The sequence below is a fragment of the Leptolyngbya sp. NIES-2104 genome, from assembly GCF_001485215.1.
Classification (GTDB): Bacteria; Cyanobacteriota; Cyanobacteriia; order Leptolyngbyales; family Leptolyngbyaceae; genus Leptolyngbya.
In genome coordinates this window covers 1,390,274-1,416,032 of the sequence record NZ_BBWW01000001.1, presented here as the reverse complement: position 1 = coordinate 1,416,032, position 25,759 = coordinate 1,390,274, and the positions used below count along the sequence as shown (strand labels likewise).

The 25,759-nt window shown below is 48.3% G+C and carries 25 protein-coding genes and 1 tRNA gene; 22 read left to right on the top strand and 4 right to left on the bottom strand.

Annotation, left to right across the window (positions count from 1 at the left end; all coding sequences use genetic code 11):
• The first annotated feature begins 165 nt into the window (after window positions 1-165).
• The 16 genes from zwf to NIES2104_RS06360 all read left to right on the top strand — a co-directional run bounded on the left by zwf (window position 166) and on the right by NIES2104_RS06360 (window position 15,766).
• Window positions 166-1,695: a glucose-6-phosphate dehydrogenase gene (gene zwf, locus NIES2104_RS06430; RefSeq protein WP_058996845.1), complete on the top strand. Its 1,530-nt coding sequence runs from the start codon at window positions 166-168 to the stop codon at window positions 1,693-1,695.
• Window positions 1,696-1,722: 27 nt separating this feature from the next.
• Complete coding sequence (gene opcA, locus NIES2104_RS06425) at window positions 1,723-3,081, top strand: glucose-6-phosphate dehydrogenase assembly protein OpcA (protein ID WP_058996843.1); 1,359 nt, start codon at window positions 1,723-1,725, stop codon at window positions 3,079-3,081.
• A 23-nt stretch (window positions 3,082-3,104) separates the two neighbouring features.
• Window positions 3,105-4,457 carry a cobyrinate a,c-diamide synthase gene (locus NIES2104_RS06420; RefSeq protein ID WP_058996841.1) on the top strand — a complete coding sequence of 451 codons (1,353 nt, stop codon included), beginning with the start codon at window positions 3,105-3,107 and terminating at the stop codon, window positions 4,455-4,457.
• A gap of 18 nt (window positions 4,458-4,475) precedes the next feature.
• The gene (locus tag NIES2104_RS06415; protein WP_058996839.1) at window positions 4,476-5,318 is read left to right on the top strand and encodes a hypothetical protein; all 843 of its coding nucleotides are present in this window, start codon (window positions 4,476-4,478) and stop codon (window positions 5,316-5,318) included.
• A 71-nt stretch (window positions 5,319-5,389) separates the two neighbouring features.
• Window positions 5,390-6,298: a TIGR04168 family protein gene (locus NIES2104_RS06410; RefSeq protein ID WP_058996837.1), complete on the top strand. Its 909-nt coding sequence runs from the start codon at window positions 5,390-5,392 to the stop codon at window positions 6,296-6,298.
• A gap of 223 nt (window positions 6,299-6,521) precedes the next feature.
• Window positions 6,522-6,689: a DNA-binding protein gene (locus NIES2104_RS31610; protein ID WP_156426880.1), complete on the top strand. Its 168-nt coding sequence runs from the start codon at window positions 6,522-6,524 to the stop codon at window positions 6,687-6,689.
• A 229-nt stretch (window positions 6,690-6,918) separates the two neighbouring features.
• Window positions 6,919-7,545, top strand: coding sequence for an NYN domain-containing protein (locus NIES2104_RS06405; protein WP_058996835.1), 627 nt, complete (start codon window positions 6,919-6,921; stop codon window positions 7,543-7,545).
• A 57-nt stretch (window positions 7,546-7,602) separates the two neighbouring features.
• Window positions 7,603-8,112, top strand: coding sequence for a DUF2243 domain-containing protein (locus NIES2104_RS06400; protein WP_058996832.1), 510 nt, complete (start codon window positions 7,603-7,605; stop codon window positions 8,110-8,112).
• A 116-nt stretch (window positions 8,113-8,228) separates the two neighbouring features.
• On the top strand, window positions 8,229-9,164 hold the full coding sequence (locus tag NIES2104_RS06395; protein WP_058996830.1) for a manganese catalase family protein: 936 nt from the start codon (window positions 8,229-8,231) through the stop codon (window positions 9,162-9,164).
• 112 nt (window positions 9,165-9,276) lie between these two features.
• Entirely contained in the window at window positions 9,277-9,504 is a 228-nt protein-coding gene (locus NIES2104_RS06390) for a ferredoxin family protein (protein ID WP_058996828.1), read from the top strand.
• Window positions 9,505-9,602: 98 nt separating this feature from the next.
• Window positions 9,603-10,697 (top strand): aromatic ring-hydroxylating dioxygenase subunit alpha, encoded by a 1,095-nt coding sequence (locus tag NIES2104_RS06385; RefSeq protein WP_058996826.1) that lies wholly within the window; start codon window positions 9,603-9,605, stop codon window positions 10,695-10,697.
• Window positions 10,698-10,723: 26 nt separating this feature from the next.
• Window positions 10,724-11,581, top strand: coding sequence for a Tab2/Atab2 family RNA-binding protein (locus NIES2104_RS06380; protein ID WP_058996824.1), 858 nt, complete (start codon window positions 10,724-10,726; stop codon window positions 11,579-11,581).
• 216 nt (window positions 11,582-11,797) lie between these two features.
• The gene (locus NIES2104_RS06375) at window positions 11,798-12,322 is read left to right on the top strand and encodes a hypothetical protein (RefSeq protein WP_058996822.1); all 525 of its coding nucleotides are present in this window, start codon (window positions 11,798-11,800) and stop codon (window positions 12,320-12,322) included.
• Window positions 12,323-12,637: 315 nt separating this feature from the next.
• Window positions 12,638-13,525: a hypothetical protein gene (locus NIES2104_RS06370; RefSeq protein WP_058996821.1), complete on the top strand. Its 888-nt coding sequence runs from the start codon at window positions 12,638-12,640 to the stop codon at window positions 13,523-13,525.
• Window positions 13,526-13,735: 210 nt separating this feature from the next.
• Complete coding sequence (locus NIES2104_RS06365; RefSeq protein WP_058996819.1) at window positions 13,736-15,022, top strand: pyridoxal phosphate-dependent aminotransferase family protein; 1,287 nt, start codon at window positions 13,736-13,738, stop codon at window positions 15,020-15,022.
• 303 nt (window positions 15,023-15,325) lie between these two features.
• The gene (locus NIES2104_RS06360) at window positions 15,326-15,766 is read left to right on the top strand and encodes an SRPBCC family protein (RefSeq protein WP_059001587.1); all 441 of its coding nucleotides are present in this window, start codon (window positions 15,326-15,328) and stop codon (window positions 15,764-15,766) included.
• 18 nt (window positions 15,767-15,784) lie between these two features.
• Here NIES2104_RS06360 and NIES2104_RS06355 read toward each other — a convergent pair.
• Window positions 15,785-15,857 (bottom strand) — tRNA-Thr (locus NIES2104_RS06355).
• 101 nt (window positions 15,858-15,958) lie between these two features.
• Here NIES2104_RS06355 and NIES2104_RS06350 point away from each other — a divergent pair.
• A complete protein-coding gene (locus NIES2104_RS06350) occupies window positions 15,959-16,225 on the top strand; it encodes a DUF3493 domain-containing protein (RefSeq protein ID WP_058996817.1) in 267 nt (88 codons plus the stop codon).
• Window positions 16,226-16,250: 25 nt separating this feature from the next.
• Here NIES2104_RS06350 and NIES2104_RS06345 read toward each other — a convergent pair whose 3' ends face one another.
• The gene (locus tag NIES2104_RS06345) at window positions 16,251-17,882 is read right to left on the bottom strand and encodes a DUF1565 domain-containing protein (RefSeq protein ID WP_058996815.1); all 1,632 of its coding nucleotides are present in this window, start codon (window positions 17,880-17,882) and stop codon (window positions 16,251-16,253) included.
• A gap of 249 nt (window positions 17,883-18,131) precedes the next feature.
• Between NIES2104_RS06345 and gshA the strand changes: the two genes are divergently transcribed.
• The gene (gene gshA, locus NIES2104_RS06340; RefSeq protein WP_058996813.1) at window positions 18,132-19,271 is read left to right on the top strand and encodes a glutamate--cysteine ligase; all 1,140 of its coding nucleotides are present in this window, start codon (window positions 18,132-18,134) and stop codon (window positions 19,269-19,271) included.
• A gap of 238 nt (window positions 19,272-19,509) precedes the next feature.
• Here the strand turns inward: gshA and NIES2104_RS06335 are convergent, their stop codons facing one another.
• Window positions 19,510-20,268 (bottom strand): tetratricopeptide repeat protein, encoded by a 759-nt coding sequence (locus NIES2104_RS06335; RefSeq protein WP_059001586.1) that lies wholly within the window; start codon window positions 20,266-20,268, stop codon window positions 19,510-19,512.
• Window positions 20,269-20,983: 715 nt separating this feature from the next.
• Here NIES2104_RS06335 and NIES2104_RS06330 point away from each other — a divergent pair.
• Together NIES2104_RS06330 and NIES2104_RS06325 are read left to right on the top strand one after the other, a co-directional pair.
• Window positions 20,984-22,159 (top strand): sugar phosphate nucleotidyltransferase, encoded by a 1,176-nt coding sequence (locus NIES2104_RS06330; protein ID WP_058996811.1) that lies wholly within the window; start codon window positions 20,984-20,986, stop codon window positions 22,157-22,159.
• Window positions 22,160-22,441: 282 nt separating this feature from the next.
• Window positions 22,442-23,218 carry an ion transporter gene (locus tag NIES2104_RS06325; RefSeq protein ID WP_058996809.1) on the top strand — a complete coding sequence of 259 codons (777 nt, stop codon included), beginning with the start codon at window positions 22,442-22,444 and terminating at the stop codon, window positions 23,216-23,218.
• 190 nt (window positions 23,219-23,408) lie between these two features.
• Here the strand turns inward: NIES2104_RS06325 and cobS are convergent, their stop codons facing one another.
• Window positions 23,409-24,131 carry an adenosylcobinamide-GDP ribazoletransferase gene (gene cobS, locus NIES2104_RS06320; RefSeq protein ID WP_058996807.1) on the bottom strand — a complete coding sequence of 241 codons (723 nt, stop codon included), beginning with the start codon at window positions 24,129-24,131 and terminating at the stop codon, window positions 23,409-23,411.
• A 147-nt stretch (window positions 24,132-24,278) separates the two neighbouring features.
• Here cobS and NIES2104_RS06315 point away from each other — a divergent pair, with 147 nt between their 5' ends.
• Both NIES2104_RS06315 and NIES2104_RS06310 read left to right on the top strand, forming a co-directional pair.
• Entirely contained in the window at window positions 24,279-24,734 is a 456-nt protein-coding gene (locus tag NIES2104_RS06315) for a hypothetical protein (protein ID WP_058996805.1), read from the top strand.
• A gap of 64 nt (window positions 24,735-24,798) precedes the next feature.
• On the top strand, window positions 24,799-25,734 hold the full coding sequence (locus tag NIES2104_RS06310) for a metal ABC transporter solute-binding protein, Zn/Mn family (protein ID WP_058996803.1): 936 nt from the start codon (window positions 24,799-24,801) through the stop codon (window positions 25,732-25,734).
• The last annotated feature ends 25 nt before the right edge of the window (window positions 25,735-25,759 follow it).

The following is a 25,759-nucleotide window of genomic DNA, read 5'->3' as shown; positions in this document are numbered from 1 at the left end:
ACTGAAGGGGGCTAAAAGCCAAGATCAGCGTCTTCAGCCCGTTTCAACGGACTTCGCACCGTCAGCTCCGAATTCTATTCCGGGGGGGGTGAGCAACGTAGTCGGAACACCTCAAACCACACTCTAATCTCCGCTTTAAATTTCTTATCCTTCATCACATCCCTTATGGTTACTCTCTTACAAAATCCGCTCCGCGTTGGACTGCAACAACAACGGATGCCTGAACCGAACATCATTGTGTTCTTCGGCGCATCGGGTGACTTGACCAAACGGAAGCTTGTTCCCGCGCTCTATCACCTGAAGCGCGAACGCCGATTGCCGCCCGAATTAACGATCGTTGGAGTCGCCCGTCGCGAATGGAGCGATGACTATTTCCGCGACCAAATGCGCGAAGGAGTCGAAGAATTCTCCGATGGAGTCGGCTCTGATGCGTTGTGGCAAGATTTTGCACAAGGATTGTTCTATTGTCCGGGCGACATTGATAATCCTGAAAGCTATCAGAAGCTCAAAGAACGCTTAGAAGAAATTGACAAAAAACGTGGCACGAGAGGCAATCGCGTTTTTTATCTCTCAGTTGCACCGAAGTTCTTCCCTGAAGCGATTCAACAACTCGGCAACGCGGGAATGCTCAAAGACGATCAAAAAACGCGGCTGGTGATTGAGAAACCTTTCGGGCGCGATCTCAGTTCCGCTCAGAATCTCAACCGCGTCGTGAACAAGGTTTGTAAAGAGCATCAAGTTTACCGGATTGATCACTATCTTGGAAAAGAAACAGTTCAGAACTTATTAGTGTTCCGGTTTGGTAACGCTATCTTTGAACCCCTGTGGAATCGTCAATTTATTGATCACGTTCAAATTACGGTTGCAGAAACAGTCGGGGTTGAAGATCGTGCTGGATACTATGAAACTTCCGGAGCATTGCGCGACATGGTGCAAAACCATTTGATGCAACTGTTTTGTTTAACTGCAATGGAGCCGCCTAATTCACTCGATGCCGATAGTATTCGGACTGAGAAAGTGAAGATCATTCAAGCGACTCGACTCGCAGATGTGAACCGCATGGAAAATTCCGCCGTTCGGGGACAGTACAAAGCAGGCTGGATGAAAGGAAAACAAGTTCCCGGCTATCGAGAAGAACCGGGTGTAGACCCGAACTCGACCACTCCCACTTATGTCGCGATGAAGTTCCTGGTGGACAATTGGCGATGGCAAGGTGTTCCATTCTATTTACGGACGGGAAAGCGTCTACCCAAGAAAGTCAGTGAGATTGCGATTCAATTCCGCGATGTTCCGTATCTGATTTTTCAGTCTGCGGCAAAACAAGCGAATGCGAATGTGCTCGTGATGCGACTCCAGCCCAATGAAGGAATCGGAATGCGATTTGAAGTTAAAATGCCGGGAGCCGATTTGAGAACGCGATCGGTAGAAATGGACTTCAGTTACGGAAACTCGTTCGGCGTGACCGGGGGCGAAGCGTACGATCGCTTACTGCTCGACTGCATGATGGGCGACCAAACACTGTTTACCCGCTCGGATGAAGTGGAAGCCGCTTGGCGAGTGGTCACTCCTGCTCTCAGCGCTTGGGAAGCTCCCACTGATCCCAGTCTGGTTCCTCAATACGAAGCAGGAACCTGGGAACCTGACGAAGCTGAACACTTGATTAATCGTGATGGTCGCCGTTGGCGAAGACTTTAGTACCTTATTTAACCCCTTAACTCTCTTATGGCTCCCAAAAGCGCTCCACTCGTCTCACTCCAAGCTCCAAAAGATGTTTCGCTCAATGAGGTTGAACAGGAACTAAGTCAAATCTGGCAATCCTACAGCCCCAACGGTGGCGATGGATCGTCAATGGTGGCGACTCGTGCGACTACGTTCACTCTGGTCGTTTATGAACCAGAAGAAACCCAGAGATTGCTGGCGATGATGGGTTTTTATACGGGTCCAGTCGATGGCATTGATGGACCGAGAACAGAAGCTGCGATTCAAGCGGCTCAAGCTGCGTACAAATTATCGATCGATGGTAAATCCAGCCCCGAACTTCTCACCAAACTGCGCGAAGATTTAGCCAAACGCAAAGGTGAAACGGTTCAGGATCAAGATGCTCCTCGATATGCGTCCGATGCTGCGGGAAGCGGAATCGCGGATGTGGTTGCTAGCCAGAATCCTTGTCGAATTATTTCGCTGTTTCCCGTGGCAGGCGAAGATGAAGGCGTTTCGGCTCAAGTGTCCGCTTATTGTCCGATCAATAAAGCGAGTCAGGCAGCGTTAATCTGTTGTGAGTACATTACGCTCAAAGGAACGGAGCCTGCACTAGAGCGGGTGAGTGAGTTAATGTCTTCTTTATTGATTAGCGAACTGCCTCGGATTGTCTGGTGGAAGGGTACGCCTAATCTGGATCAAGACTTGTTTCAAAAATTGGCGAAGCTGTCGAATCAAGTGATTTTCGACTCCAACCGATTTACGGCAGATACTGAAGGCGATTTGCTGAAGTTGGCGACGCTGATTGAAGATGGTGTGCTGGTGACAGATTTGAACTGGCGACGGTTGGCGGCTTGGCAGGAACTCGCCGCAGAAGCGTTTGATGCACCGGGACGGAGAGAAGCGATCTGGGAAGTCGATCGAGTGGTGATCGATTACGAAAAAGGCAATCCCGCTCAAGCTCTGATGTATTTGGGATGGTTAGCAAGCCGTTTAGGATGGGAGCCAACTTCGCGCAAACGAGAAGATGATTTTTATGAGTTGCAGCGAGTGTATTTTACGGCGGCAAACGGACGCGAGATCGAAGTAGAACTTGCAGGAATTCCGACAGCGAATATTGGGGATGTTAAGGGTGACATGGTGAGCCTGAAATTGGATTCGACGAATTCACAGGCGGATTGCTGTACGGTGCTGTGTTCTGGAACGACGGGCTGTATGCGAATGGAAGCGGCTGGCGGTGCTCAGACTTGCAAGATCAATCAGGTAACTCCGCTGAATGATCAAAAGGCGGAAACGCTTCTAAGTGAGCAGCTTCAGCGCGTTGGTCAGGATGTTCTGTATGAAGAAAGCATGGCAGTGACCGCAAAGATCATTACACTGTGATCTGAGGTCTTGAGCCACGATTTATGGCGTTTGTGATTGCAGGGGAACGGAGTGGAGCGGGCAAAACAACGATTACGTTGGCGTTGTTGGCGGCTCTAAAACGAAGAGGAATTCAGGTTCGATCGTTTAAGGTCGGACCTGATTATATTGATCCGATGTTTCATCGCCATGTCACCGGTCAGGCTTGCTATAACCTTGACCCGATGCTGACTTCGGAAGACTATGTGCAGCAATGTTTTAGAGAGCGATCGGGAAATTGTGCGATCGTGGAAGGGGTGATGGGGCTGTTCGACGGAGCAGCGGGAAAAAAAGATTTTTCAAGTACGGCTCATGTGGCTCGATTGCTCGATTTGCCAATTTTATTGGTGGTCGATTGTAGTCGATTATCGAATTCGGTTGCGGCGATCGTGCATGGTTATCGATCGTTTGATTCCCGATTGAAATTTGCGGGTGTGGTTCTGAATCGGGTGGGTAGCGATCGACATTTAGAATTGCTCAAGGCGGCATTAGAAGACGTTCCGATTTTGGGTGTATTGCGGCGACAGGACGCAATCGAAATTCCCGATCGACATCTGGGATTGGTGCCAACCGATGAATTGCCGGGATTGAATGAATTAATCGATCGATTGGCGGGATTAGGTGAAACGGGTTTTGATTGGTCGAAAATTTCCGCGTTGTTGTCGTCGTCGAGTAGAGACGCAATTAATCGCGTCTCTACGACCGTTATCGGAAACACCGATCGACCCCGCATCGCGATCGCCCGTGATGCCGCATTCAATTTCTATTACCAAGACAATCTAGACCTCCTCGAACAATCCGGTGCGAGCCTAATCGAATGGAGTCCCCTCAACGATCCTTTTCCCGACCACATCGACGGTTTGTATCTCGGTGGCGGCTTTCCGGAAATGTTTGCAGCAACGCTGAGTGAAAATCAAACCACACGAAAAGCAATTCAAACTGCAATTCGATCGGGAATGCCAACTTATGCGGAATGCGGTGGATTAATGTATCTCAGCGAAAATATTGTTGATTTCTCCGGTGATACCTTTCCAATGGTCGGAGCAATTCCAACAACAACCGTAATGAGATCGCGGCTCACTCTCGGCTACCGTCACGGAATCGCGCTCGAAAATAGCCCGATCGTCACTCAAAATACGATCGTTCACGGGCACGAATTTCATCGATCGAGCACAACCACGCCTCCCGATCAACCTCTATTCCAATTTAAGGAAACCGATCAATTCGACGGTTGGTGTTCCTCAAATTTACACGCCTCGTATCTTCATCTTCACTGGGGCGCAACTCCCGAAATTCCGAAACGCTTTGTCGAACACTGCGCCAAATTCAAGCGCGATCGCTATCCTGAGAAAGAGTAGAACGTTTAACATTTAGACATGACTGGAACGATCGACCAAATTTCTCAACGGCTTGCCTCACTCGATCGCCAAATCGAGACAATGGGCGACACCTTCACCGAAACCTATCGCGGCTATCTGAAGCAGCTTGGACAAACCGTGAAGCAGCAGATCATCCTGTCATGCTATCGAATCTGTACCGAGAACTATCCCAAGCGATTTTTAGCCCTCTCAGTCAGCCAACGGCAAAAACTTCAAGAAGATATTCAACATTTAGCGCGTCAAACAGGAATCGATCTCAACGACTTACTTAAGCCGATCGAGCAAACCCGAATCGAGCCAGAACCGGAAGACTTCCCCGACGAACTCGAAGAACTCCTTTCCGAAACCGAGCTAGAATTGCCGGATGAACCGAGTTTGACCCCGCTCGAAGCGTTGACAATTTGGCAAGAACAATTAGAGCGCTCAATTACCAGAACGCTCAAATCGACGAACGGTAACGCCAATCGATTATTACAGGAAGCCGCAATCTTACCCAAGCGAATCCCTCAAGCGGTTCTGGATGCGGCAGCGAAAGCAGAAGGAAACGATTCGGGCGCAGCGAACTTACTCAATGTTTTAGTAAGCGCTTCTGAGAAGTCCACTGACGCTGATGCCCCCCCTCCCGCGATTACCGCCCTGATGCACGTTGTCGCGGTCAATCTGCGTTTGTCTGAGATTGAATTCAACGATCCAGGTGTCTCAAACTGGCGCGGCAAACTGCGGGAACTCAAGCAACAATTCCAAGCACTCGCAAAAGATTATCAGAAGAAACGGCGCGAACAATCGATCGCTGAAGCCCAACTCGCCTGGAAATCTACCTGGATCAAAGACGAAGCCTGATTCTTTCGAGCTATGCCAAATTTCCCCGCCCCGCCTATCCTAGAAACAGGAAAAATAAGAGGGAACGCAAGGTGGCGAACCAGAAAATCAAACTAGCCGCGATCGGCGATATTCACGATCGATGGGAACCGGAAGACGAAGCAGCGTTGCGGTTTCTCGGTGTCGATCTGGCGCTATTCGTCGGTGACTTTGGCAATGAATCGGTGAATATCGTCAAATTGGTTGCTGAAATGCAGATTCCGAAAGCGGCAATCATGGGCAATCACGACGCTTGGTATAGTGCAACCGATTGGGGAAGAAGTAAATGCCCTTACGATCGCACCAAAGAAGATCGGGTGCAGCAACAATTAGATTTACTCGGTGATGCTCATGTCGGATATGGCAAATTAGATTTCCCGAACCTAAACTTAAGCGTTGTGGGTAGTCGTCCGTTTAGCTGGGGTGGCTCTGGCTGGAAGAATGAGCGATTTTACCGAGAACGCTACGGAGTTCATAGCTTAGATGAATCGGTTGATAAAATTCTCGATGCTGTAGATCAAACAGAAACGAATACTATTATCTTCATCGGTCATAATGGCGCGACCGGAATGGGCGATAAGGCAGAAGATCCTTGCGGCAAAGACTGGCAACCGATCGGAGGCGATCACGGTGATCCAGATTTTGCTCAAGCGATCGAGCAAACCCGCGATCGTGGAAAATCTATTCCTCTGACGGTTTTCGGTCACATGCACCACAGTTTGAGACACACGAAAACTGAATTGCGCCGCCCGATTCACGTCGATGCTGCGGGAACGGTTCACCTAAATGCCGCACGAGTTCCGAGAATCATTGAGGAGAATGGCGATCGCTTACGAAATTTCTCGATCATCACGCTGGAAAATGGTGCCGTAACTGAAATTTCTTTGATTTGGTTGAATCAAGACTTCAAAACGGTATCCGAAGAAAATTTGTATCGAGTGCAGGCAGAAGCGATCGCGTAAATCCCCGATTTGTCATACCGTCCCAACAATCGTGAAGACGCAAACACCGAAGGTGCAGCAAAGCTCCTAATCGCGTCTTTACAATCGTTGGCGCAAGATCTTTGCGGAATTTTTCCCAAATTTCTTAATTATGTTTTAAGATTCATAGGAACGCATAAGAGAGGCTTCGATCACATAAGAGAGGCTCCAAACTCGATCGCTCTAAACTTCGGAGGTAGATGAGATGGACTACGGATGCTCTTTGGTAGAAGCAGCAAGACGACTTCAAGTCGATCAAGCTACCGTTCTGATGGCAATGCAGCGAGGCGCAATTCCGACGCGATATCAGAATGGTCGTCCAGTCGTGACTTCCAACGCCCTTGCAGAATACAAAGCGCGATCGAGAAGGTAAGTCCCTCAGCATTACAAAATATGAAGCGGTATCTTAAGGTTTCTAACAAACCGTAGCGCGATTCGCGAAGAAACGTAATGCTCTGAATAAGCATAATATTGGGTTTGTTAATCCGTCTCATAACAAAACCCAATTTCCCCCTGTCATCATCTCATCCTGCCAGTTCACCTGTGGTGTGTAGTTTTGTCTGACTTCACATCAGAGGCAATTTTTCCGCCGAACGCGATTCATGACCCAGTTAGTACGAGAACCGGACAGGGTAGAGCCATTATCTCCTCTTGATCCGGAGAATTTATCTGACCCGTTGCCCTTATCTTTTTCTGAAGAATTCGACGATGCCCATGCTCTAGAGTCTTTGCATCGTGGACGCTTGATGATCTTTATTGACGGCGCGAATTTGTTCTATGCCGCGTCTCAGATGGGCGTTGAAATCGATTATGCGAAACTTCTGCACTATTTTCAGCAGCAAAGTACGCTGGTCTATGCGTTCTTTTATACCGGAGTTGATCCAGCCAACGTGCGGCAACAAGCGTTTCTCACTTGGATGCGGCGAAATGGCTATCGAGTCGTCACCAAAGATGTCATTCTTAATTCTTCTGGCTCAAAGCGAGTAAGCCGAATGAATGTCGAAATTGCAGTCGATATGATGCGATTTGCAAAAGATTGTGATACTGAAGTGCTGCTGAGCGGCGATGGAGATTTAGCATATGCGGTGAGTGCCGTTTCTTATGTGGGGGCAAAAGTCGAAGTGATTGCACTTCGATCGATGACCCACGAAAATCTCACGAAAGCAGCAGATAGTTTCATCGATTTATTTTCGATTCGAGAAGAGATCCAAAAAGCACCAAGACATTAACTCCTGAGAGAGAGGAAGGGTACCTCTTAGCCTGGTTAAAGTTCAATCATTTGACCTATGGCTGACGTTACACAAGTTCGGATTGAGCGATCGACAATTCTTTCCCAGCGCTTCGTATTAGCGGGAATTTTGCTCGGAATGGGATTTGCCGGATTTTTTGATGGAATTTTTCTACATCAGATCATGCAGTGGCATCACATGTTGAGCAGTGTGCGCCCGATGAAGAATATGACCGATGTGAAAGTGCATTCGGTTGCCGATGGATTATTTCACGCGGCGGATTATGGAATGACGATCGTGGGTGTTTCCTTACTTTGGCGATCGCATCTTGCCGATGAGTTACCCAAAGCAACTCAACCTTTTCTGGGTTTAATCATCCTTGGGGCAGGATTATTTAATACTTTTGAAGGCATTATTGATCACGAAATTTTGGGCATTCATCACGTTCATTCTGGTGCTCATTATATGCTTTGGGATCTGGCATTTCTAGCATTTGGAATTAGCTTGATCATTACCGGATATAAATTAATTGAGCGATGGAAAAACGCTCAGGAATCTATGCCTTGAGGGTTCAACTATAGGATGATTCAACTAATAGTTTGGGTCGCTACAAAGGAGAGGTTCGGGATGAATTGAATTGCTCTACACCGAGCATTTTGAACACTCTTTTTTGAAGGAATCTCATGTTTTTACACAAGAAGCGTTTACAGTACTTTACTCCTCCAACTAAGCCCGATCCAATTTTTGCAAAACGACTGCAAGAATTAATCGGCGGCTCGATGGGCGAAATGACCGTGATGATGCAGTACTTATTCCAAGGCTGGAACTGTCGCGGTCCGGCAAAATATCGCGATATGCTGCTCGACATTGGGACTGAAGAAATCGGTCACGTTGAAATGTTGGCAACGATGGTCGCCCATCTTCTGGACAAAGCACCTGTTCAAATGCAGGAAAAAGGTGCAGAAGATCCGGTGGTCGGTGCGGTCATGGGTGGAACCAATCCTAGAGACGTGATTTTCGCTGCGATGAACCCGCAGCACGAAATCGTATCGGGTGGCGGTGCAATGCCTGCGGATAGCGTCGGATTTCCTTGGAACGGTCGCTTTATCGTGGCAAGCGGTAACTTGCTGGCAGACTTCCGTTCTAACCTGCACGCGGAATCTCAAGGTTTGATCCAGGCAGTTCGCGCTTATGAAATGACCGATGATCCCGGTGTGAGAGATCACCTAAGCTTTATGATTGCTCGTGATACGATGCACCAAAATCAGTGGTTAGCCGCGATCGAACAACTCAAGGATGACGGATTTGAAGAAACCGTTACGCCGAAGATTGCCTACGAATACGGTAAGAAAGAGTACGCTTACCAATTCTGGAACAACTCTGAAGGCGAGGACAGCGCTGAAGGTCGTTGGGCAAAAGGACCTTCGATGGACGGTAAAGGCGAGTTCGAGTACATCGCGAATCCTGAAGCGATTGGTCCCCTTCCGAATCTGCCGCAGCCTGATCCGCGTCTACATGGCACGGCAGCAAGTCCGGCAATGGCGAAAACTAGCGACAACCCGATCAAGAACGTTGTGGATGGCGTGAAGGATGCCGTGAACGACTTGACCAAAGGCTAATTCTCGATCGATTGTAATTCCTCACCCTACTTCGCTGATTGGCGGGGTAGGGTTTCATTGTGAACTAAAATGAAGAAGTCCGACTGTCGAATTGCTCAGAGAGAAGAACACTGTGTCTCATACGATCGTTACGAATACCTGTGAAGGAGTCGCGGACTGCGTGGATGCCTGTCCGGTCGCCTGCATTCACGAAGGTCCTGGAAAAAACACCAAAGGAACGGATTGGTACTGGATTGATTTTTCGACCTGTATCGATTGCGGCATTTGTCTGCAAGTGTGTCCGGTCGAAGGCGCGATCGTTCCCGAAGAGCGCCCTGAATTGCAATCTACTCCGACGTGATGTGCTGAAAATCTAATCGTTTTCTAAAGGGGGGCTTTGCACCCTTTTTTTTGTTGCTAGTATGAGTCACACGTATTCCACAAGGATGAATCATAGTGATGCTCGAATTGGCGACTACTCTACAAGGTCAAACGATTCAAAATCGAGTGCGCGAAGTTGGAATCAATCCCAATCACTGGTATGCCGTTTCTTGGGCGCACGATCTAAAACCCCAAAAAATTCTGCCGATTCGCATCTGGCATCAATCCATTGCTCTCTATCGCGATTCTAAAAATCAAATTCAAGCTGTCGAAAATGTTTGCCCCCATAAGGGTGTCGCGATGGATAAGGGCAAAGTTCAAGGAGATGCGATCGTCTGTGGTTATCACGGCTGGGAATTCAACGGACAAGGAGACTGTGTGGGAATTCCTTACTGGAGTGAAGGACAGAAACTTCCTTGTGCCAAACTGCGGAGCTATCCGGTTCAGGAGAAGTATGGATTGATCTGGCTATTTCCTGGCGATCGCAATTTTGCTGAGGTGAATTCAATTCCTGACATTCCCGAATACGATGATCCACGCTGTTTTATGGTTCCGATCGGGGCGGAGTTCAAAGCTCATTTCTCGATTTGCAATGAAAACACAATGGATGTGTTTCACGGCTATTTGCATCAAAATCTTCAAGGTTGGTTTGATCCAGTTTTGATCAAACTGCGAGAAACAGAAGATTCAGTCGCTGCAGAATATCGAGTGTCTTACAAAGGCATTTTGACGAAGTTCCTCGGACTGAGTGAATCGGGCGGGATGACGACAAAAACGATCTCAGTCGATTATCAATATCCGAACTACGTCAATAAGCTAGAAGGGATATCAGCACTGTATTTGATGCGATTGCCCATCTCTGAAACGGAAAGTCGATCGTTTGCAATGTTATTCTTGCGACTTCCGATTCCGGTTTGGTTACTCAATTCGCTGCGCCGCCCTTTGCAGCCTCTCGTCTTACATTTACTTTTCTTGCCGTTCCTGCATCAAGACATTGAAATGATCGAAAGTGAGCAAGAAAACTATCTGAAGAATCCACAGCGGCGATACGTTGAAGTGAATCCGGCGATTATTGCGGTGCAGCGGTTAATTGTCAAACAGTTCGATCGCTATCAACAAACGCTTCAACATCCAGAATTGCGCGATCGAGAACGGTCAGCTTCGATCGGATAATGAAAGTGATGCAACCGTTCTAAGATATGGCAACGATTTGGGAACTCGATTATTATTCGCGTCCGATTCTAGATGAGCAAAATAAAAAGATTTGGGAAGTCGTGATTTGCGAAAGTCCAACGACTGTAGAGGTTCAGCCAGAAACATTATTTCGATTTTCTAAATATTGTCCGAGTACTGAAGTCAATTCAGGCTGGTTAAAAGATGCGATCGAGTCCGCGATTTCTGAGGCTCCGAATCCGCCCGATAAGATTCGCTTCTTTCGCCAGGCAATGAACAACATGATTACGACCGCTTGCAAAGGTTTAGACGTGCCTGCTGTCCTCAGTCGTCGAACCTTTGCGCTCAGTGCTTGGCTACAAGACCGCGCCCAAAATGTGTACCCGCAAGAACCGGGATATCAGCCTTCGCTCAATCCTTCGGTCGTCTTTCCAGTGTTGCCGCCGCAAGTTCTACCCGAAGCGTTAGAGGGGCAAAAATGGACGTTTGCGACTTTGCCGCTAGAGGCACTTCAGGAAATGGGCGAATGGTCGATCGACTTCGGGGAAGCGTTCCCGTTAAGTTTGACCGAGCTTGAACCCGATGCGCCTGTTCCAGGGTTAATCATCTTCTCAAAGCGGGCGACCGCAATGGCGGCTTGGATGTCAGGATTAGAGATTGCTGCGGTGAAGTATGATCTGGCGTTACCGAATCGATTGCTGCTAGAAACAGGAGTCAACGATCGATGGTTTCTCACGACGCTCGATAAAAAAGCAATTCCAGAAACACAACAGTTTGAAGAGGCAAAAACGCGATCGAATCAGGTGCATTTTCTAGCGATTCAAGAAAGCCCAGAGGTAGAGGCGTTTGCGGGTTTTTGGTTAATGCGAGATATGCCGTTCTAAACCTGTAATTCATGGGTCAGACGGATTGAATCATCGTTTTATCACAATTTTTCTTTTTTCATTGCAAAGTTGATCGATGCGATGAAAATCGCTCTACATTAGCAAACGGGACATCTGAAGTTTGTAGCGGTAACTGCCATCTCTAACTTAAGTCAGTTGCAGCAACTCAGGTATCGTCGTACATCTCGATCGAGAAGATTTATTCTTAGTACACCTATGAGACACCAAGCATTGACTTTACCGAATTGGCGGCGTGCGGCGGTTGCGATGATGTTAGCGATCGCGCTTTTCATCTCTGGCTGTCAGCAGCAAGCAGAGTCGCGTTTTGCCGACGCGCAGAAAGAAAGTAATAAGCCCGGAGTGGTTGCCGTTGCCAAAGATGCGACGCAGGGCAGCCAGTTTAACAAGTACTTCCCCAAACCTGGCTCTGGATATGAGCGGGTCTTTTCTCAAGAGAAGAAAGGATTTGCTGAAGCGAAATTGAAGCGAGACGGAAAAGAACTGGCGATGCTCTCGATTAACGATACGTCTAGCTTGCCTGCGGCAGCAGCGAAGTATCAGAACACAACTGAGAAAATCAACGGCTTCCCGGCGATGACGATGGGCAATACTCAGACGGGCGTTTTGGTCGGGAAATATCAAGTGAAAGTGCTGTCCCGCGATCCATCCTTTACCAAAGAAGACCGGGAGCAATGGCTTTCTAAATTTGATCTCAGGGGACTGTCACAGCTTAAGGGCTAACGTGAATTTAAGGTGTTTGTTCATTGCGCTCACCCGCCCCGGAATGAATTCGGGGCTGACAGTGCGAAGTCCGTTGAAACGGACTGAAAACGCGCAACTGGGCTTTTAGTCCCCTTTAGTGAACTTCGTTCGACTAGCCCCGAATTCCATTCCGCGGCGGGACATTGCGATCGACGACAGTTTTGATGTTGCGATCGACGACGGTTTTGATCTTGTGATCGACGATTGCCTGGACAACAAGCTTGAAGCCTCTAAATTCAAAAACCCTAGCTAATCTGAGCCAATTCCGAACTATATCAATCAAAAGGATTTTTCATGAGTAAACCCATTTTTGAACTGGTAGACGAACTTCCAACCGGGGGCACGACCGTCAAAGCACTCCACACGCTTGACTTTATCGTTCCTGGACAATGGCAAAATCTTACCGGATTTACGAACACGGTTCGTGCCGTTACGGGCGAAACCGATGAAAGCTTGATTCAAGCGATCGGAGAACGCGCCGTCTACCTCTACAACGACGAATCCCAGGGCTATCAGCGTGCCATGTGGCTTTATCAAACTGTGGATAATGCTGCCAGTGCCCTTGGAACGGCGGCTCTTGCCAACAAAGTTGGACAAGACATCTCGTTTCTCGGATTCCTGAGCAATCTCACTCCAAAACCGGAGAAACTCCAAAGCCTTGATCTTTGCGTCAAGCTCGTGGTGGAACTGGTCGCGTTTTGTCAGATTAACGGCATTCCGGGTGACAGTATCGGTGACTTCCTCGCGGCGCTAGGGGACTACAGCGGCGAATCGTTGATGCGGATGGCAGCATTGGTCAGCTTTGATGGATTGATTCCATTGGGCGGCGATTTTATTCAGAAAGGCTTATCGACAATTAGCCAAACCACTCCACAGGAATTAGAGAAAAATCAGTCGTTCAAGAGCGTCAAACCGTTGATTCCGGGAGGCGATTCGGCTGGACAGTTGAACTTTATCGGTCAGAGCTTTGATTCGGTGAAAGGCTGGATGGGCGATTTCGTATCTTCGCGGAATTTAACGCAGCAGACATTACTCGATCGCGTTCGCGGTGTCGTCGATGTTTCGGCGGATAAACTTGATTATGTTGGCGCATTCCTTGACGTGGCAGTGAAGTACTACACGCACACGGGAACGCAAACGCTCGCTCGTCGTCTCGTAGAACGGGCAGTCGCAGAAATCTAAGAGCGGCAAACTCTGAGGAAAGAGCGATCGTGCTGAGGGTGCGATCGCTTTTTTTTTCGATTTCAAAGAGTCCTGATAAGCTGTTAACACGTCTTTTTTTCGAGACAAACCGATCTAAATTCCGCTCTGATGAGCGAAATTCATCATCGGCAAATATACTGTTGAGTCAGAAGCAAATTGCGAACGTCAAGCAGGTGAGAGGAGTAAACTGTGCAAGTTGTTAAGGAATACGTGCGGCGTTGGTATGAAAGTGAACTCGACCCGGATGAGTATCTCTGTCATCAGCGCCAGGGGAATATGGTGGAGATTGAGGAGGCTGAAACGGGGACGCGGCGCACTGTTCTTACTTTTTGCACAAACGATGTTCTGGGGTTGACCCAAAACGAGTCGGTGAAACAAGCCGCGATCGATTCAATTTTTCAGTACGGCACTTCTAATAGTTCGACTTCCGTTTTAAGTGGTCGCATTGATCTACACCGTCAATTGGAAGACGAAGTTTCAAAATTCAAGCATCTTCCTCATACGCAACTGTTTCTAAATGCCTGGATGGGAATGCAGGCATTGATGGATGCGTTCTGTCATTTGGCGATTCCGATTCCGGGATTCGAGCATACTCGCGAAACGTTGATTATGACCGATGTGCTGAATCACGGCTGTATCGTGTCGGCACTCGCCCATGCGGGGACGCGATCGGGGAAATTGTTCGGCTATAGTCCGAGAGTGCGGGTGAAAGCGTATCGTCACTGCGACATGGAAGATTTGGCGCGGAAGTTGAAGCGGTATGTGCATCCGGGCGATCGGGTGATGGTCGTGTCCGATGCGGTGTTTTCGATGGACGGGGACATTGCACCCTTGCCGGAGATGATCGAAATTTTGTCGAATTATCCGGATAGTACGTTGGTGATGGATGAAGCGCACGCAACAGGCGCGATCGGGTCAACGGGACGCGGCATTTACGAGCATTTCGGACTGAAGCCGCAAGACGCGATCGATCGGGGGATTAATCCGCTAATTCTTTCGACTTTTGCGAAATTTGGTGCATCGGTGGGGGCGGCAATTAGTACGCATGTGGCGGAATTAAAACCATTATTGAACTGTTCACCGACTTCGATCGGAACTTGTTCTTTGGCTCCGCCTTTGACCGCTGCGGCGTTACAGAGTTTCCGTACGGTGCAGCAACATCCAGAATTGGTGTCGCGGTTGCAGGAAAGTACGCGATATTTACGATCGCGGTTGGCGGCTCAGGGATTTGAAGCGATCGGGGAAACGAATGTGGTTCCGGTGTTGCTTCCGACCGAGCTAAATCCGAAGGTTTATGCACGAGAATTGATGGAATTGGGGATTTGGGTGTCTCCGATCTGGTTTATTGCTAAGCCTCGAATTCGGATTACCGTGAACGCGCTGCATACCCGTGAAGAGATGGATTGTCTGGTTGCGGCAATGGTGAAGGTGCGCGAACTGATGTACAAAGAGGAAGCCGCGACGATTAGTGCGTAAATTTGGGCAATCAATCTGGGCGGGTTTGTTCGGTGATCGATCGTGCGACGGGTTGAACCAACGATCAATGATGCGTTCACCCGGTAACCGTAGAGACGCGATTAATCGTGTCTCTACATGTTTTGCGATCGACGACAATTCAACGATCGCAACCCCCGCAATTAACACACGCCGAAAATAATTCCACCGATCCCTGACACAAAAGCAGCGATCGCCATCAAACTTTGAGCCAGAGCCTACCATCCATGCAATTGGGCTTTATCATTTTGTCTTATGTCGGCATCGTTGCTTGGATTTATTTCAATGTCTCAGTGGTTAGAACATTCTGCACAAGTCGAAGTGGAAGCATCGATCGAGAAAGTTTGGGGTCTGTGGTCAGATCTCGAACAGATGCCAAACTGGATGAACTGGATTGCTTCGGTGAAAATATCTGAAGAACAGCCAGAACTCTCGCGCTGGACACTCAGTACGGGCGGGTTGCAATTTAGCTGGCAATCTCGACTCACAAAGATTATTCCGAATCAAATCATTCAGTGGGAATCGGTTAGCGGATTGCCTAATCGAGGCGCGATTCGATTTTATGATCGCGCAACCGAAGGCAGCATTGTCAAAATGACGATCGCGTACGCAGTTCCTGAACTGTTAGCGAAAATCATGAACAATTCAATGGTCGATCGCTTTGTGCAGTCCAATATTCGAGCAGACCTCGATCGATTTCGTGACTATGCAGACAAAGCTGTCTAGAGAGCAATTTACTGAGGAAGCCGATGACGTGACTCGAACACGCGACCTGATCATTACGAATGACCTGCTCTACCAACTGAGCTACATCGGCGGGAAAGCCTTAGACAGTATAGCAAGTTCTCGATCGCACGATCACATCATTTGCACAAAATTCCGCCTCATGACACGATCGAGAAAACTTTAATCCTTCCCATGAGCCAACAATCTGAACGCCTCCGACAATCTGACCCCGAAAAATACGCCCGCCTCAAAGCCGAAGCCGCTGCACCCTATCGGGGATTGAGAAAATTTATCTACATTGCCTTTGGTGGATCGGGCGCGATCGGAGCGTTGGTGTTCTTTGCTCAAACGATCGTCGGACGAGATTTAGAAACCGCAGTACCAAATTTAGCCCTACAAGTTGGATTGGTCGCGCTCATGGTGTGGCTATTTCGGATCGACAACCAAAAGACCCGCTAGACACGTCCAACGGGTCTAATCGAACTTATCGCGCTCCTACTACGTAAGGAGACGGAATTGCCTGAGCTTTTCCTTGAGCCACTAGCGCTTGATAGATAAACGCTGCCACTTCCGCACGAGTTGCTTCTCGACCTGGATTAAGCTGTCCGACCGTCGGGTAGTTCACCACAATTTGACGCTGGGTTGCAGCCGCGATCGGACTTGTCGCCCAACTCGGAATCGAAGCCGCATCTTGGAAGCGAGACAGCTCACTCGCATTGCCTGCACCATACTGCAACCCATTCGACAGAGCAACTAAGGCTTGAACTTTCGGAATCCGCTGATCCGGGCGGAATACACCACCAGGAAAACCTGCCATAAAGCCAGCACGAGACGCGGTTTGAATGGCTCCAAAGCCCCAGAAATTACTCCGAACATCTGTGAAATTCACGGCTGGATTTCGGGGAGCTGGAGAAAAGGCTTTTGCCACGATCGTCGCAAACTGAGCACGAGTCACCGGATCATTCGGCTTAAAGGTGCCATCTGGGAAGCCTGTGATAATCGCTTGAGACGCTAAGGCTTGAATATACTGTTGTGCCCAATGTCCCTGAATATCTGAGAATGCCGTATTGGTTCCACCCGCAACGAAATTGATTCGACCTGCGATTTTCTTTGGATCAATATTGTTGCCAACGGCTTGAAAGATGTTGCTTGTGATGTTGTTGACATCGACACCTTTAAGTTTGGCATCTCGACCATTGTTGCGAATCGTATTATTTCCCAAGCTATCTGCTGTTCCCAAATCGGGGAATGAACTATCTCGTGCCACAATGCCATCGCCCTGACTATCGGTGATGACATTGTTGCGAAGGATCGGGCGAGTCGAACCACTCATGTAAATGCCTGCGGTGTTTTGAGTGATTTGATTGCCTTCGAGTCGGGGAATCGAATTGCCGCCGAGCGCTAGTCCAAATCCAGTGTTATTAAAAACATTGTTCCGAATCAGACCGCGTGCACCGCTGGTAATTGAGATGCCGTTACCGGAATTTTTGACAAAGACGCTATCTGCCACGATCGGGTTTGAGTTTCCGGTTGCGAAAATACCTTCGCGATTGTTGTTTGTAAAAGTACTATTGGCGATGGTGCAGTCTACGTCTTCGACCCAGATCCCGGTACCCCGTGTCACCGTATTCGTGACAGTGACTCCGCGAATTTCGCTGCCGTTCGCGGCTCGAATGGCTGCATTTTGTTGACCAAAGGTTTTACTTGAAGTAGCGCCACTGCCTTGAATTACGACGTTTGCGCCTTTGCTGTTTTCGTCGCCGCGCAAAATTACGCCAGGTTGCATCACGATCGGGAATTGTTCCCCGCTTTGCTGCGTGTAGTTTCCAGGAGCTAGTTGAATCACAGTTCCAGCATTCGCTTGCTGCATTGCAAATGTGATCGTGCGGAACGGTGCCGCATCGGTTCTACCCGCCGTAGCTTGATCGCTCCCAGCGTTGGGATTGACGTATAGAATCGAAGTCACCGCTGGCGGTGCGGGCGTGGTCGGGGTCGGAAGCTGACTCGGTACCTGAGCCTGAGTGATTAGGGGGGCGCTAAAGGCGCAGAGTGCGAGTAGTCCTAACTGAACAGGAACGATCGCGCGAATCAGAAATGTTTTGCGGGTGCGAACCATAAGTCCTCTCATCTGGGAGTGGTGAATGCAAGCGGTGTATCTTATGGGGGATGACAAGCAAAGGTAGATGCAGGTTCCCCGATTCGTAAGCTATTGCAATATACATAACCTCACGAAAATTGGCGCAGTCTTGCATCGTCAGGATTTTACAAAATTATGAGATTTTAGCGATCGCGCTTCTTCAGATAGTCGTTTCTCTTCGGTTTTCCGAGATACTGAAAAAGGCGACAGTCAACAGTGAGAGTCACTATGCTATCGAAAGGATTTGAAATTGAAGTCTATACCGGGACACCGCAAGGCGATATCGTCGGACTGTCGGATCAGATTGTGGCGGCGCTTGATGGGTTTGTGCGTGAACCGGATAGCCGCAATGTTGAGTATACGACTCCGCCTTGTTTTCGGTATGAGCGATCGCTGTGTGATTTAGTCACGCCGCGCCTAAAATTGCGTCAATTTCTCAAGTCGAAAGGGGACTATACGCTGATTCCAGGGAGTACGCTACCGCTGAAAGGACAGGGCGATCGCTTTTGGCGGTCTGATCCTGCAAATCCCTATCACGATTATATTGAGAATACTTACGGTACAAAAGTTGTGACTGCCAGCGTTCACATTAATGTTGGAATTAGTGATCCAGAAATATTAATGCGGGCGTGTCGGTTAGTGCGAGTGGAAGCGCCTTTATATTTGGCTTTAAGTGCTGCTTCTCCGATGTTTAATGGTGAGATGACCGGGTATCATTCGACCCGCTGGGGACTGTTTCCGAAAACGCCTGCTCACGTTCCATTATTTGAGAGTCATGGTCACTATATTCGCTGGACAGAAGAGCAGATCGAGAAAGGCACCATGCAGAATGTTCGCCATCTCTGGTCTTCGGTGCGTCCGAACGGCGATCGACGACCCTACAATTTGAATCGATTGGAATTGCGAATTTGTGATTTAGTTTCTGACCCGATCGCGCTTTTAGCGATCACTGCACTTTTAGAGGCTCGATTGCACCAAGTCATTGAAGATCCAAGCCTCGATCCATTACATCTGAGTCAATTAAGCGCTGAGGATTTGGTCGAGATTACCGATGAAAATGAAGCTGCTGCGTCTCGATCGAGTCTTGACGCTGAACTGAGACATTGGAAAGATGGGCAGACGATTCTAGCGCGAGATTGGATTGAGCGGCTTTATGCAGAAATGTTTGGGATTGCGAAAAAACAAGGATTTAGCTGTTTTCTGTTGCCCGTGAAGAAGATTCTGCGCGAAGGGAATGAGGCGCAACGCTGGATTAAATTGAGCGAACAAGGGTCAGATAATCGCGAAATTTTGATGCGATCGATTGAGGCGATGCAAGTCCGCGAAGGAGAATTAGAAGGACAGATTTGTCGATCGTTGGTGGCGTGAAAATTATTCCGGCAAAGATCGGGTTGGTGTGGCAACTTAAGAGCATATTTGAAAACTCTCTGTTCGTTGCCAAATCCCGCCCTGAAATGGAATTTCGGGCTAATCGGCGAAAGTCCTTTGCCAAGGACTAAGAACCCGAAAATGGCTCTTAGTCTACTTCAGCAGACTTTCTACGGTTAGCCCGAAATTCATTTCAGGGCGAGAGATAAACGGGAGCGAAAAGATTTCTTACAGATTTCTAATTCGTCAATTCCTGCATCCATCGTGTCACCTGCGATCGCAATCGTTTGACGGTGATATCTGACTCCGAAGTCCGATCTAATGCCCGACGATAATCCGCGATCGCATAATTCCAATCTCCGGCTAAATGATGCGCTCGACCCCGCGCCCCGTAGATGTGAGCCTCTAGCGCAGGATTGTCATCTAAACTCGGGGATAGTAATTCTTTGATTTGCAGTGCGTGTTCAAAATTATCGATCGCTTCTCCGTACATTTCGAGATCGCGATAGGTAATCCCCTGATTCACCCAAGCGCGAACGTTTGTCGGATCAAGATCGATCGCCATTTCATAATCCTCGATCGCTTCCATTAGCTGCCCTTGAGCCGCGTAATAGTTCGCTCGATTGTTGTAGGCACTGGCTAATTTTGGATTCAGGTAAATCGCTGCGTTATAGTCCTCGATCGCCGCTTCTAAATGTCCACATTGGTAGTGAACCAAGCCGCGATTGTTGTAATCGGTTGCATTTTCGGGATTGCGATCGATCAAAATCGTTAAACCCGCGATCGCCTCAAGATAATTTCCTTGTTTAGCATCGGATAGAGATTGTTGCCGGAGCAGACGATCTTGAGCAGCGGGATCAAGCCAAACCGTTTGGCGTTGAGACAGCTTGGAAGAGCGATCGACTTTTGCAGCACGGCGGCGACTTGCTGTAGGAAGTCCGCCGATCGTTGCTTTTGATTTTGATGTATTGCCGTCTAAAAAAGTCCGAGCGTTCATACCATCCTCACCATGTCTATGAACTAAATTACCGACTCGCTCACCAGATGTTTTCTGTCTCAGTGCCATAACTAAATACGTCCACAGTCTGATCTTGGATTTGCGGATTGCTTACAGGTGACTCGCCTCGAATTTTAGGCGCTAGTCATTCCTACACAAACGGCGGATTCCATTTCTGAAACGAGAAAGTTTCTACACCTCAAAACATCCGAAATCTAAGACACCACAGGGAAAGCGATCGTTCACACAACTCCGAGGCTTTGCGGAAACTTCGCACCAACTTCGCACAATCTTAAAGTTCCCGCCCCGTGTAAATACGAACAGGTATTTTCCGAATACCTTTTCTGTAGAAATACTGAAACATTAGGGTTTATGCCAAATTTCAGAGTGTCCTAAGTTGCCTTACCCAGTATCAAACGGATCGAAGCTGCGGGAAAACCACCAGAGCAAAGCTTTTGTACTACTAGAACACTGAGGCTTTCAGCGATAATGCAAGAGAGTTAGATTTGCTCGATCGTGCTTTCACGGCAGCTTGAAAGACTGGACTTTCAGATGAATTCAAGATGAAGTTGGGTACGTTAGGGTTGACACTAGCTCGAACAGTTCTGGAGTTTTGATCGCACTTCAGGGTGCAGTGGGTCGATTTTCTCAAATCGTCCAGTTAATGAAGCGATCGCATGAAAACTGATGGCGTAGGGTTGGAGAGAAACGATTTATGAAAGCCATGATTCTGGCGGCAGGGAAGGGTACACGAGTTCGACCGATCACGTATACGATTCCCAAGCCGATGATTCCGATCCTGCAAAAGCCCGTGATGGAGTTTTTGCTGGAGTTGCTGCGTCAACACGGCTTTGACGAGATCATGGTCAATGTCAGCCACTTGGCAAATGAAATCGAAAGCTACTTCAAGGATGGGCAACGTTTCGGAGTCCAGATTGGCTATTCGTTTGAAGGTCGGATCGTCGATGGTGATTTGGTCGGGGAAGCGGTGGGTTCTGCGGGTGGGATGAAGCGGATTCAGGATTTTTCGCCGTTTTTCGATGATACGTTTGTCGTGCTGTGCGGAGATGCGCTGATTGATTTGGATTTGACCGCAGCGGTGAAATGGCACCGGGAAAAGGGGTCGATCGCGACTGTGATTATGAAGACGGTCGATCGCTCTGAGGTGTCGAGCTACGGGGTCGTTGTGACTGACGAAGATGGTAAGATTCAGGCGTTTCAGGAGAAGCCATCGATCGAAGAAGCGCTCAGCACCAATATCAACACGGGGATCTATATTTTTGAACCCGAAGTGCTTAACTATGTGCCGTCGGGGGTTGAGTTTGATATCGGCAGCCAACTGTTTCCCAAACTGGTCGAAATGGGTGCGCCGTTCTATGGATTGCCGATGGACTTTGAGTGGGTGGATATTGGGAAAGTTCCGGACTACTGGCAAGCGGTTCGCGGTGTGCTGAATGGCGATGTTAAAAACGTTTCGATTCCGGGGCGCGAAGTGAAACCCGGAATTTACACAGGTCTGAATGTCTGTGTGAACTGGGATAAAGTCGATATTCAAGGTCCGGTTTACATCGGCAGTATGACCTGCATTGAAGACGGGGCGAAGATTGTCGGACCTGCGATGATCGGGCATAACTGCTGGATTTGCAGTGGTGCAACGGTGGATAACAGTGTGATCTTTGAATGGTCGCGGTTGGGTCCGGGTGTGCGACTGGTCGATAAGTTGGTGTTTGGTCGCTACTGTGTGGATAAGACCGGAGCCACGATCGATGTTCAAGCGGCATCGCTCGATTGGTTAATTACCGATGCGCGGCATGAGATTCCAAGCCATCCGGCAGCGGAACATCAAGCGATCGCTGAATTGTTGAATGTGGATACGAAGGTCGCGACGTAGGACGGGAGTTTTAGGAGTGTGGAGGTCTTTGAAGCTGCGTTGAGAGTCCGCCCCGGAATGGAATTCGGGGCTAACAGAACGAAGTCCACTGAAGGGGACAGAAGAGATAGTTGGAAATTTTCAGTCAGTTTCAACTGACTTCGCACCGTTAGCCCCGAATTCTATTCCGGGGCGGATGAATGCGATGAACGGGTTTCTTTAGCTACGTTCTTAATCTTTGCCATTTAGGAAAAATGCTGGATTTTGAGGCACAATGTCTCAGATCCAGCATTTTTTATCTGTATGTTGCCGTTGCGCGAAAAGATTGCATTCTATCTCGAAGATATCGATACACCACTCGGAAAAGGCATCAATCTTTTTATTACTGGATTAGTTCTCGTTTCTTCTGGAATCTTTATTGCTGAAACTTACAAAATTCCAATTGAAGTTAAACAAATTCTAGATACGATCGAAAACATCATCCTCGCAATCTTTGTCATCGAATATATTCTGCGAGTTTGGTGCGCTGATCGAAAATTACAATTTATTTTCAGCTTATATTCAATTATTGATTTATTGTCGATCGCGCCTTTTCTAATCGGCGCAAATGCTGGTTACCTCAGAATTTTCCGCTGGTTCCGAATTCTAAGATTAATCAGATTTGTTCAAGGCACAACGATCTTCGGCTATGTGAGCAGTGAAGACAGCGCAATTTTTACCCGAATTATTTTTACAGTATTCTCGATTATCTTTGTCTTTTCGGGTCTAATTTATCAAGTTGAACATTCAGTCAATCCGAAATTTGGAACATTCTTAGATGCTGTTTATTTCTCAGTTTCTACGATTTCTACGGCTGGACTCGGAGACATTACACCCATTTCAGAAATGGGAAGGTTTCTCACCATTTTGATGGTACTTACTGGAATTGTTTTGATTCCTTGGCAGCTTGGAGATTTAATCAAACGATTGGTAAAAACAGCCGAGCAAGTTCAAATTATTTGCTCAAATTGTGGATTAGCTTTTCATGATTCCGATGCCATCTATTGTAAAAACTGTGGCAATTGTTTAGAGGATGTTTGAAAAGTTGTCGCTCGCTGCATTCACCCGCCCGGAGCTGAACCTCCGGGCTGACCGAGGAAAGCCCCCTGAACGGGACTGAAAGCCGCAGCACTTGCGATTTAGCCTGCTTTAGCAGGGTTGCGCCGATTAGCCTAGAGGTTTAGCTCCGGGCGGAAGGCAATCGAAGCGGAGAGACTTTTCAAACACCCTCTTAAATCGCAGTCAGCAAACAGAGTGAAAATGCTTCTGTCCATTCCACGATCGCGCCATAGGTATCGCCCGTTTGTCCGCCTAATTTCCGATTCAACCAAGCCCCGACTAGAACCGCGATCGCACTTCCTCCGATCAGAATCGGATGCACTCGCCAACTCAGCCCAATCAAAACGATGAATGTCGGCACTGCTTCCCACAAAGATCGAATCGATTCTTTATGAAATGCGCCTTTTCCAGTTGGTTTGAGATAGGGATATTTCGCGATCGCGACCAATTGCCCCCAACGTCCCCAACCCGCAACAGTCATCAGAATCAAAACGCGATCGGTTTCAATTTCACTTAGCGCCAAGGTTTTCAACATCAGCACGATCACAGCGGTCATTGCGCCAAATGCTCCGGTCGCGCTATCTGCCATTACTTCTAAACGTCGATCGGGATTCATTACCGCTAATCCATCCGCTGTATCCATTGCCCCGTCGAGATGTAAACCGCCTGTGATCGCCAGCCAAACCGTGATATCGATCGCGCTTCGAGTCAAAATAGGTACTCCGACATAGGCGAGACTGATATCGATCGCACCGACCAGTCCGCCAACGATCAAACCGACGATCGGGGCGAATCGGGCGATGCCTCTAAACTCCAAATTTGCGGAAGTCGGAATCGGCAAACAAGTGTAAAACGTAAGAGCAGCAAGGCATTGATTCCAGACTTGATTAATCATTGCGTCAAATCAATTCACATAACGTAAACTTCTTATATCGTCAGACCGGATCGCGTTCCCAATTTGCAGCCATAATTGCGATAGGAAGCATCCAACTGAAGTAAGAGATCCTTCTGAGCTTTCGTCACCCCTTCTTTTGTTTGTGCCATGAGTCACGATTCTTTTTCTCGTAACACTCGCATCCCCGCCCCCTGCATCATCGACGATGGCACAGTCATCGACAAACAGGACATGCAGCGGGTGTTGACAGATTTGAATCGCGTCCGCTACGTCCATACTCACGATGGCAGAACGACCAGCGAAGGAGAAGGTTGTATTCTCGAAGTATTTGCTGATCCGCATCGCGCCACAATGGTCGCCAATCACGCGCTTTATCTTAACGTCTATAGCTTCGATTATTTGCAACTGAGCAAAACCGATGATGAATCGAGATTTGATCTGATTCAAGACGATCGACGACTGCGGTTAATTCCCTTGACGAATCCGCTCCAAGATCAAGCAGAGCGCGGAATCAATGCGGCAGAACTCGAAGCGATGGTCGCGGAAGTACTTTCTGCTAGCTTAGATGTACAAATCGACGACGAAGAAAATTTCTCGCTTTAGAGCGATCGAATCTACGAGCATTTTGCAGTAGATTGATTTAGCTGAGGGAAATAAGGAGCGCAGGATGTTCGATCGACGAAGATTCGGACAGTTTTTGATGGGAAGTGTCGTTTCACTCTGGCTGCATGGTTGCACGACACAAGAGCAAACGACGAATCAAAAGCCGCAGGTAATTTCGACGAGTACGATTCTGACAGATTTGGCAACGACGATCGCAGGTGGTGCGGTGCAAGTTGCAGGAATTCTCAAGCCGGGAGCCGATCCGCATACCTATGAGCCTGTTCCGGCAGACACGGCAGCGATGGAGAGAGCAACCTTAATTTTGTACAACGGCTACAACTTAGAACCGGGATTGATTCGCTTGATGAAAGCAGCGGGAGCCAATGCAAAACAGGTTGCAGTTGGCGAAGTCGTTCCACCGCTCCAGCTTGAGAAAGAGGGGCAGAAAGTTCCTGATCCGCACGTTTGGGGAAATGTGCAGAATTCCGCAAAAATGGCGGCAGCGATTCGGGATGCGTTGATTCAGCTTGCACCGAACGATCGAGAAAAGATGACGCAAAACGCCGATCGCTTAATTGCCGAACTCAATCGCCTACATGATTGGATCAAACAGCAGATACAAACGATTCCGGCTCAAAATCGTCGCTTAGTAACGACGCACGATGCGTTTCAATATTACGGTCAGGCTTATGGATTGTCGATCGTGGGAACGTTAATCGGCATTAGTACAGAAGAACAACCGAGTGCCCAAACTGTTCAGCGGTTGGTGCAATCGATCAGAGCGTCAAGAGTACCAGCAATTTTTGCAGAGACGACGATTAATCCAGCACTGATTCAAACCGTAGCTGAAGAAGCAGGTGTGAAGTTAGCACCGCAGCAGTTGTATTCAGATTCGATCGGTGCTCCGGGAAGTTCTGGCGAGACGTATATCAAAATGATGGCAGCGAATACAACCGCGATCGTGGAGGCATTAGGCGGTAGGATCACTCCGTTAAAATAATTGATGCAAAAAATCGGTGACAGGC

What these genes read in the sequence shown, in the direction of transcription:
- zwf (WP_058996845.1), top strand. Translation starts at nt 166, where the DNA reads ATGGTTACTCTCTTACAAAATCCGCTCCGCGTTGGACTGCAACAACAA.
- opcA (WP_058996843.1), top strand. Translation starts at nt 1,723, where the DNA reads ATGGCTCCCAAAAGCGCTCCACTCGTCTCACTCCAAGCTCCAAAAGAT.
- NIES2104_RS06420 (WP_058996841.1), top strand. Translation starts at nt 3,105, where the DNA reads ATGGCGTTTGTGATTGCAGGGGAACGGAGTGGAGCGGGCAAAACAACG.
- NIES2104_RS06415 (WP_058996839.1), top strand. Translation starts at nt 4,476, where the DNA reads ATGACTGGAACGATCGACCAAATTTCTCAACGGCTTGCCTCACTCGAT.
- NIES2104_RS31610 (WP_156426880.1), top strand. Translation starts at nt 6,522, where the DNA reads ATGGACTACGGATGCTCTTTGGTAGAAGCAGCAAGACGACTTCAAGTC.
- NIES2104_RS06405 (WP_058996835.1), top strand. Translation starts at nt 6,919, where the DNA reads ATGACCCAGTTAGTACGAGAACCGGACAGGGTAGAGCCATTATCTCCT.
- NIES2104_RS06400 (WP_058996832.1), top strand. Translation starts at nt 7,603, where the DNA reads ATGGCTGACGTTACACAAGTTCGGATTGAGCGATCGACAATTCTTTCC.
- NIES2104_RS06395 (WP_058996830.1), top strand. Translation starts at nt 8,229, where the DNA reads ATGTTTTTACACAAGAAGCGTTTACAGTACTTTACTCCTCCAACTAAG.
- NIES2104_RS06385 (WP_058996826.1), top strand. Translation starts at nt 9,603, where the DNA reads ATGCTCGAATTGGCGACTACTCTACAAGGTCAAACGATTCAAAATCGA.
- NIES2104_RS06380 (WP_058996824.1), top strand. Translation starts at nt 10,724, where the DNA reads ATGGCAACGATTTGGGAACTCGATTATTATTCGCGTCCGATTCTAGAT.
- NIES2104_RS06375 (WP_058996822.1), top strand. Translation starts at nt 11,798, where the DNA reads ATGAGACACCAAGCATTGACTTTACCGAATTGGCGGCGTGCGGCGGTT.
- NIES2104_RS06370 (WP_058996821.1), top strand. Translation starts at nt 12,638, where the DNA reads ATGAGTAAACCCATTTTTGAACTGGTAGACGAACTTCCAACCGGGGGC.
- NIES2104_RS06360 (WP_059001587.1), top strand. Translation starts at nt 15,326, where the DNA reads ATGTCTCAGTGGTTAGAACATTCTGCACAAGTCGAAGTGGAAGCATCG.
- NIES2104_RS06350 (WP_058996817.1), top strand. Translation starts at nt 15,959, where the DNA reads ATGAGCCAACAATCTGAACGCCTCCGACAATCTGACCCCGAAAAATAC.
- NIES2104_RS06345 (WP_058996815.1), bottom strand. Translation starts at nt 17,882, where the DNA reads ATGGTTCGCACCCGCAAAACATTTCTGATTCGCGCGATCGTTCCTGTT.
- gshA (WP_058996813.1), top strand. Translation starts at nt 18,132, where the DNA reads ATGCTATCGAAAGGATTTGAAATTGAAGTCTATACCGGGACACCGCAA.
- NIES2104_RS06335 (WP_059001586.1), bottom strand. Translation starts at nt 20,268, where the DNA reads ATGAACGCTCGGACTTTTTTAGACGGCAATACATCAAAATCAAAAGCA.
- NIES2104_RS06330 (WP_058996811.1), top strand. Translation starts at nt 20,984, where the DNA reads ATGAAAGCCATGATTCTGGCGGCAGGGAAGGGTACACGAGTTCGACCG.
- NIES2104_RS06325 (WP_058996809.1), top strand. Translation starts at nt 22,442, where the DNA reads ATGTTGCCGTTGCGCGAAAAGATTGCATTCTATCTCGAAGATATCGAT.
- cobS (WP_058996807.1), bottom strand. Translation starts at nt 24,131, where the DNA reads ATGATTAATCAAGTCTGGAATCAATGCCTTGCTGCTCTTACGTTTTAC.
- NIES2104_RS06315 (WP_058996805.1), top strand. Translation starts at nt 24,279, where the DNA reads ATGAGTCACGATTCTTTTTCTCGTAACACTCGCATCCCCGCCCCCTGC.
- NIES2104_RS06310 (WP_058996803.1), top strand. Translation starts at nt 24,799, where the DNA reads ATGTTCGATCGACGAAGATTCGGACAGTTTTTGATGGGAAGTGTCGTT.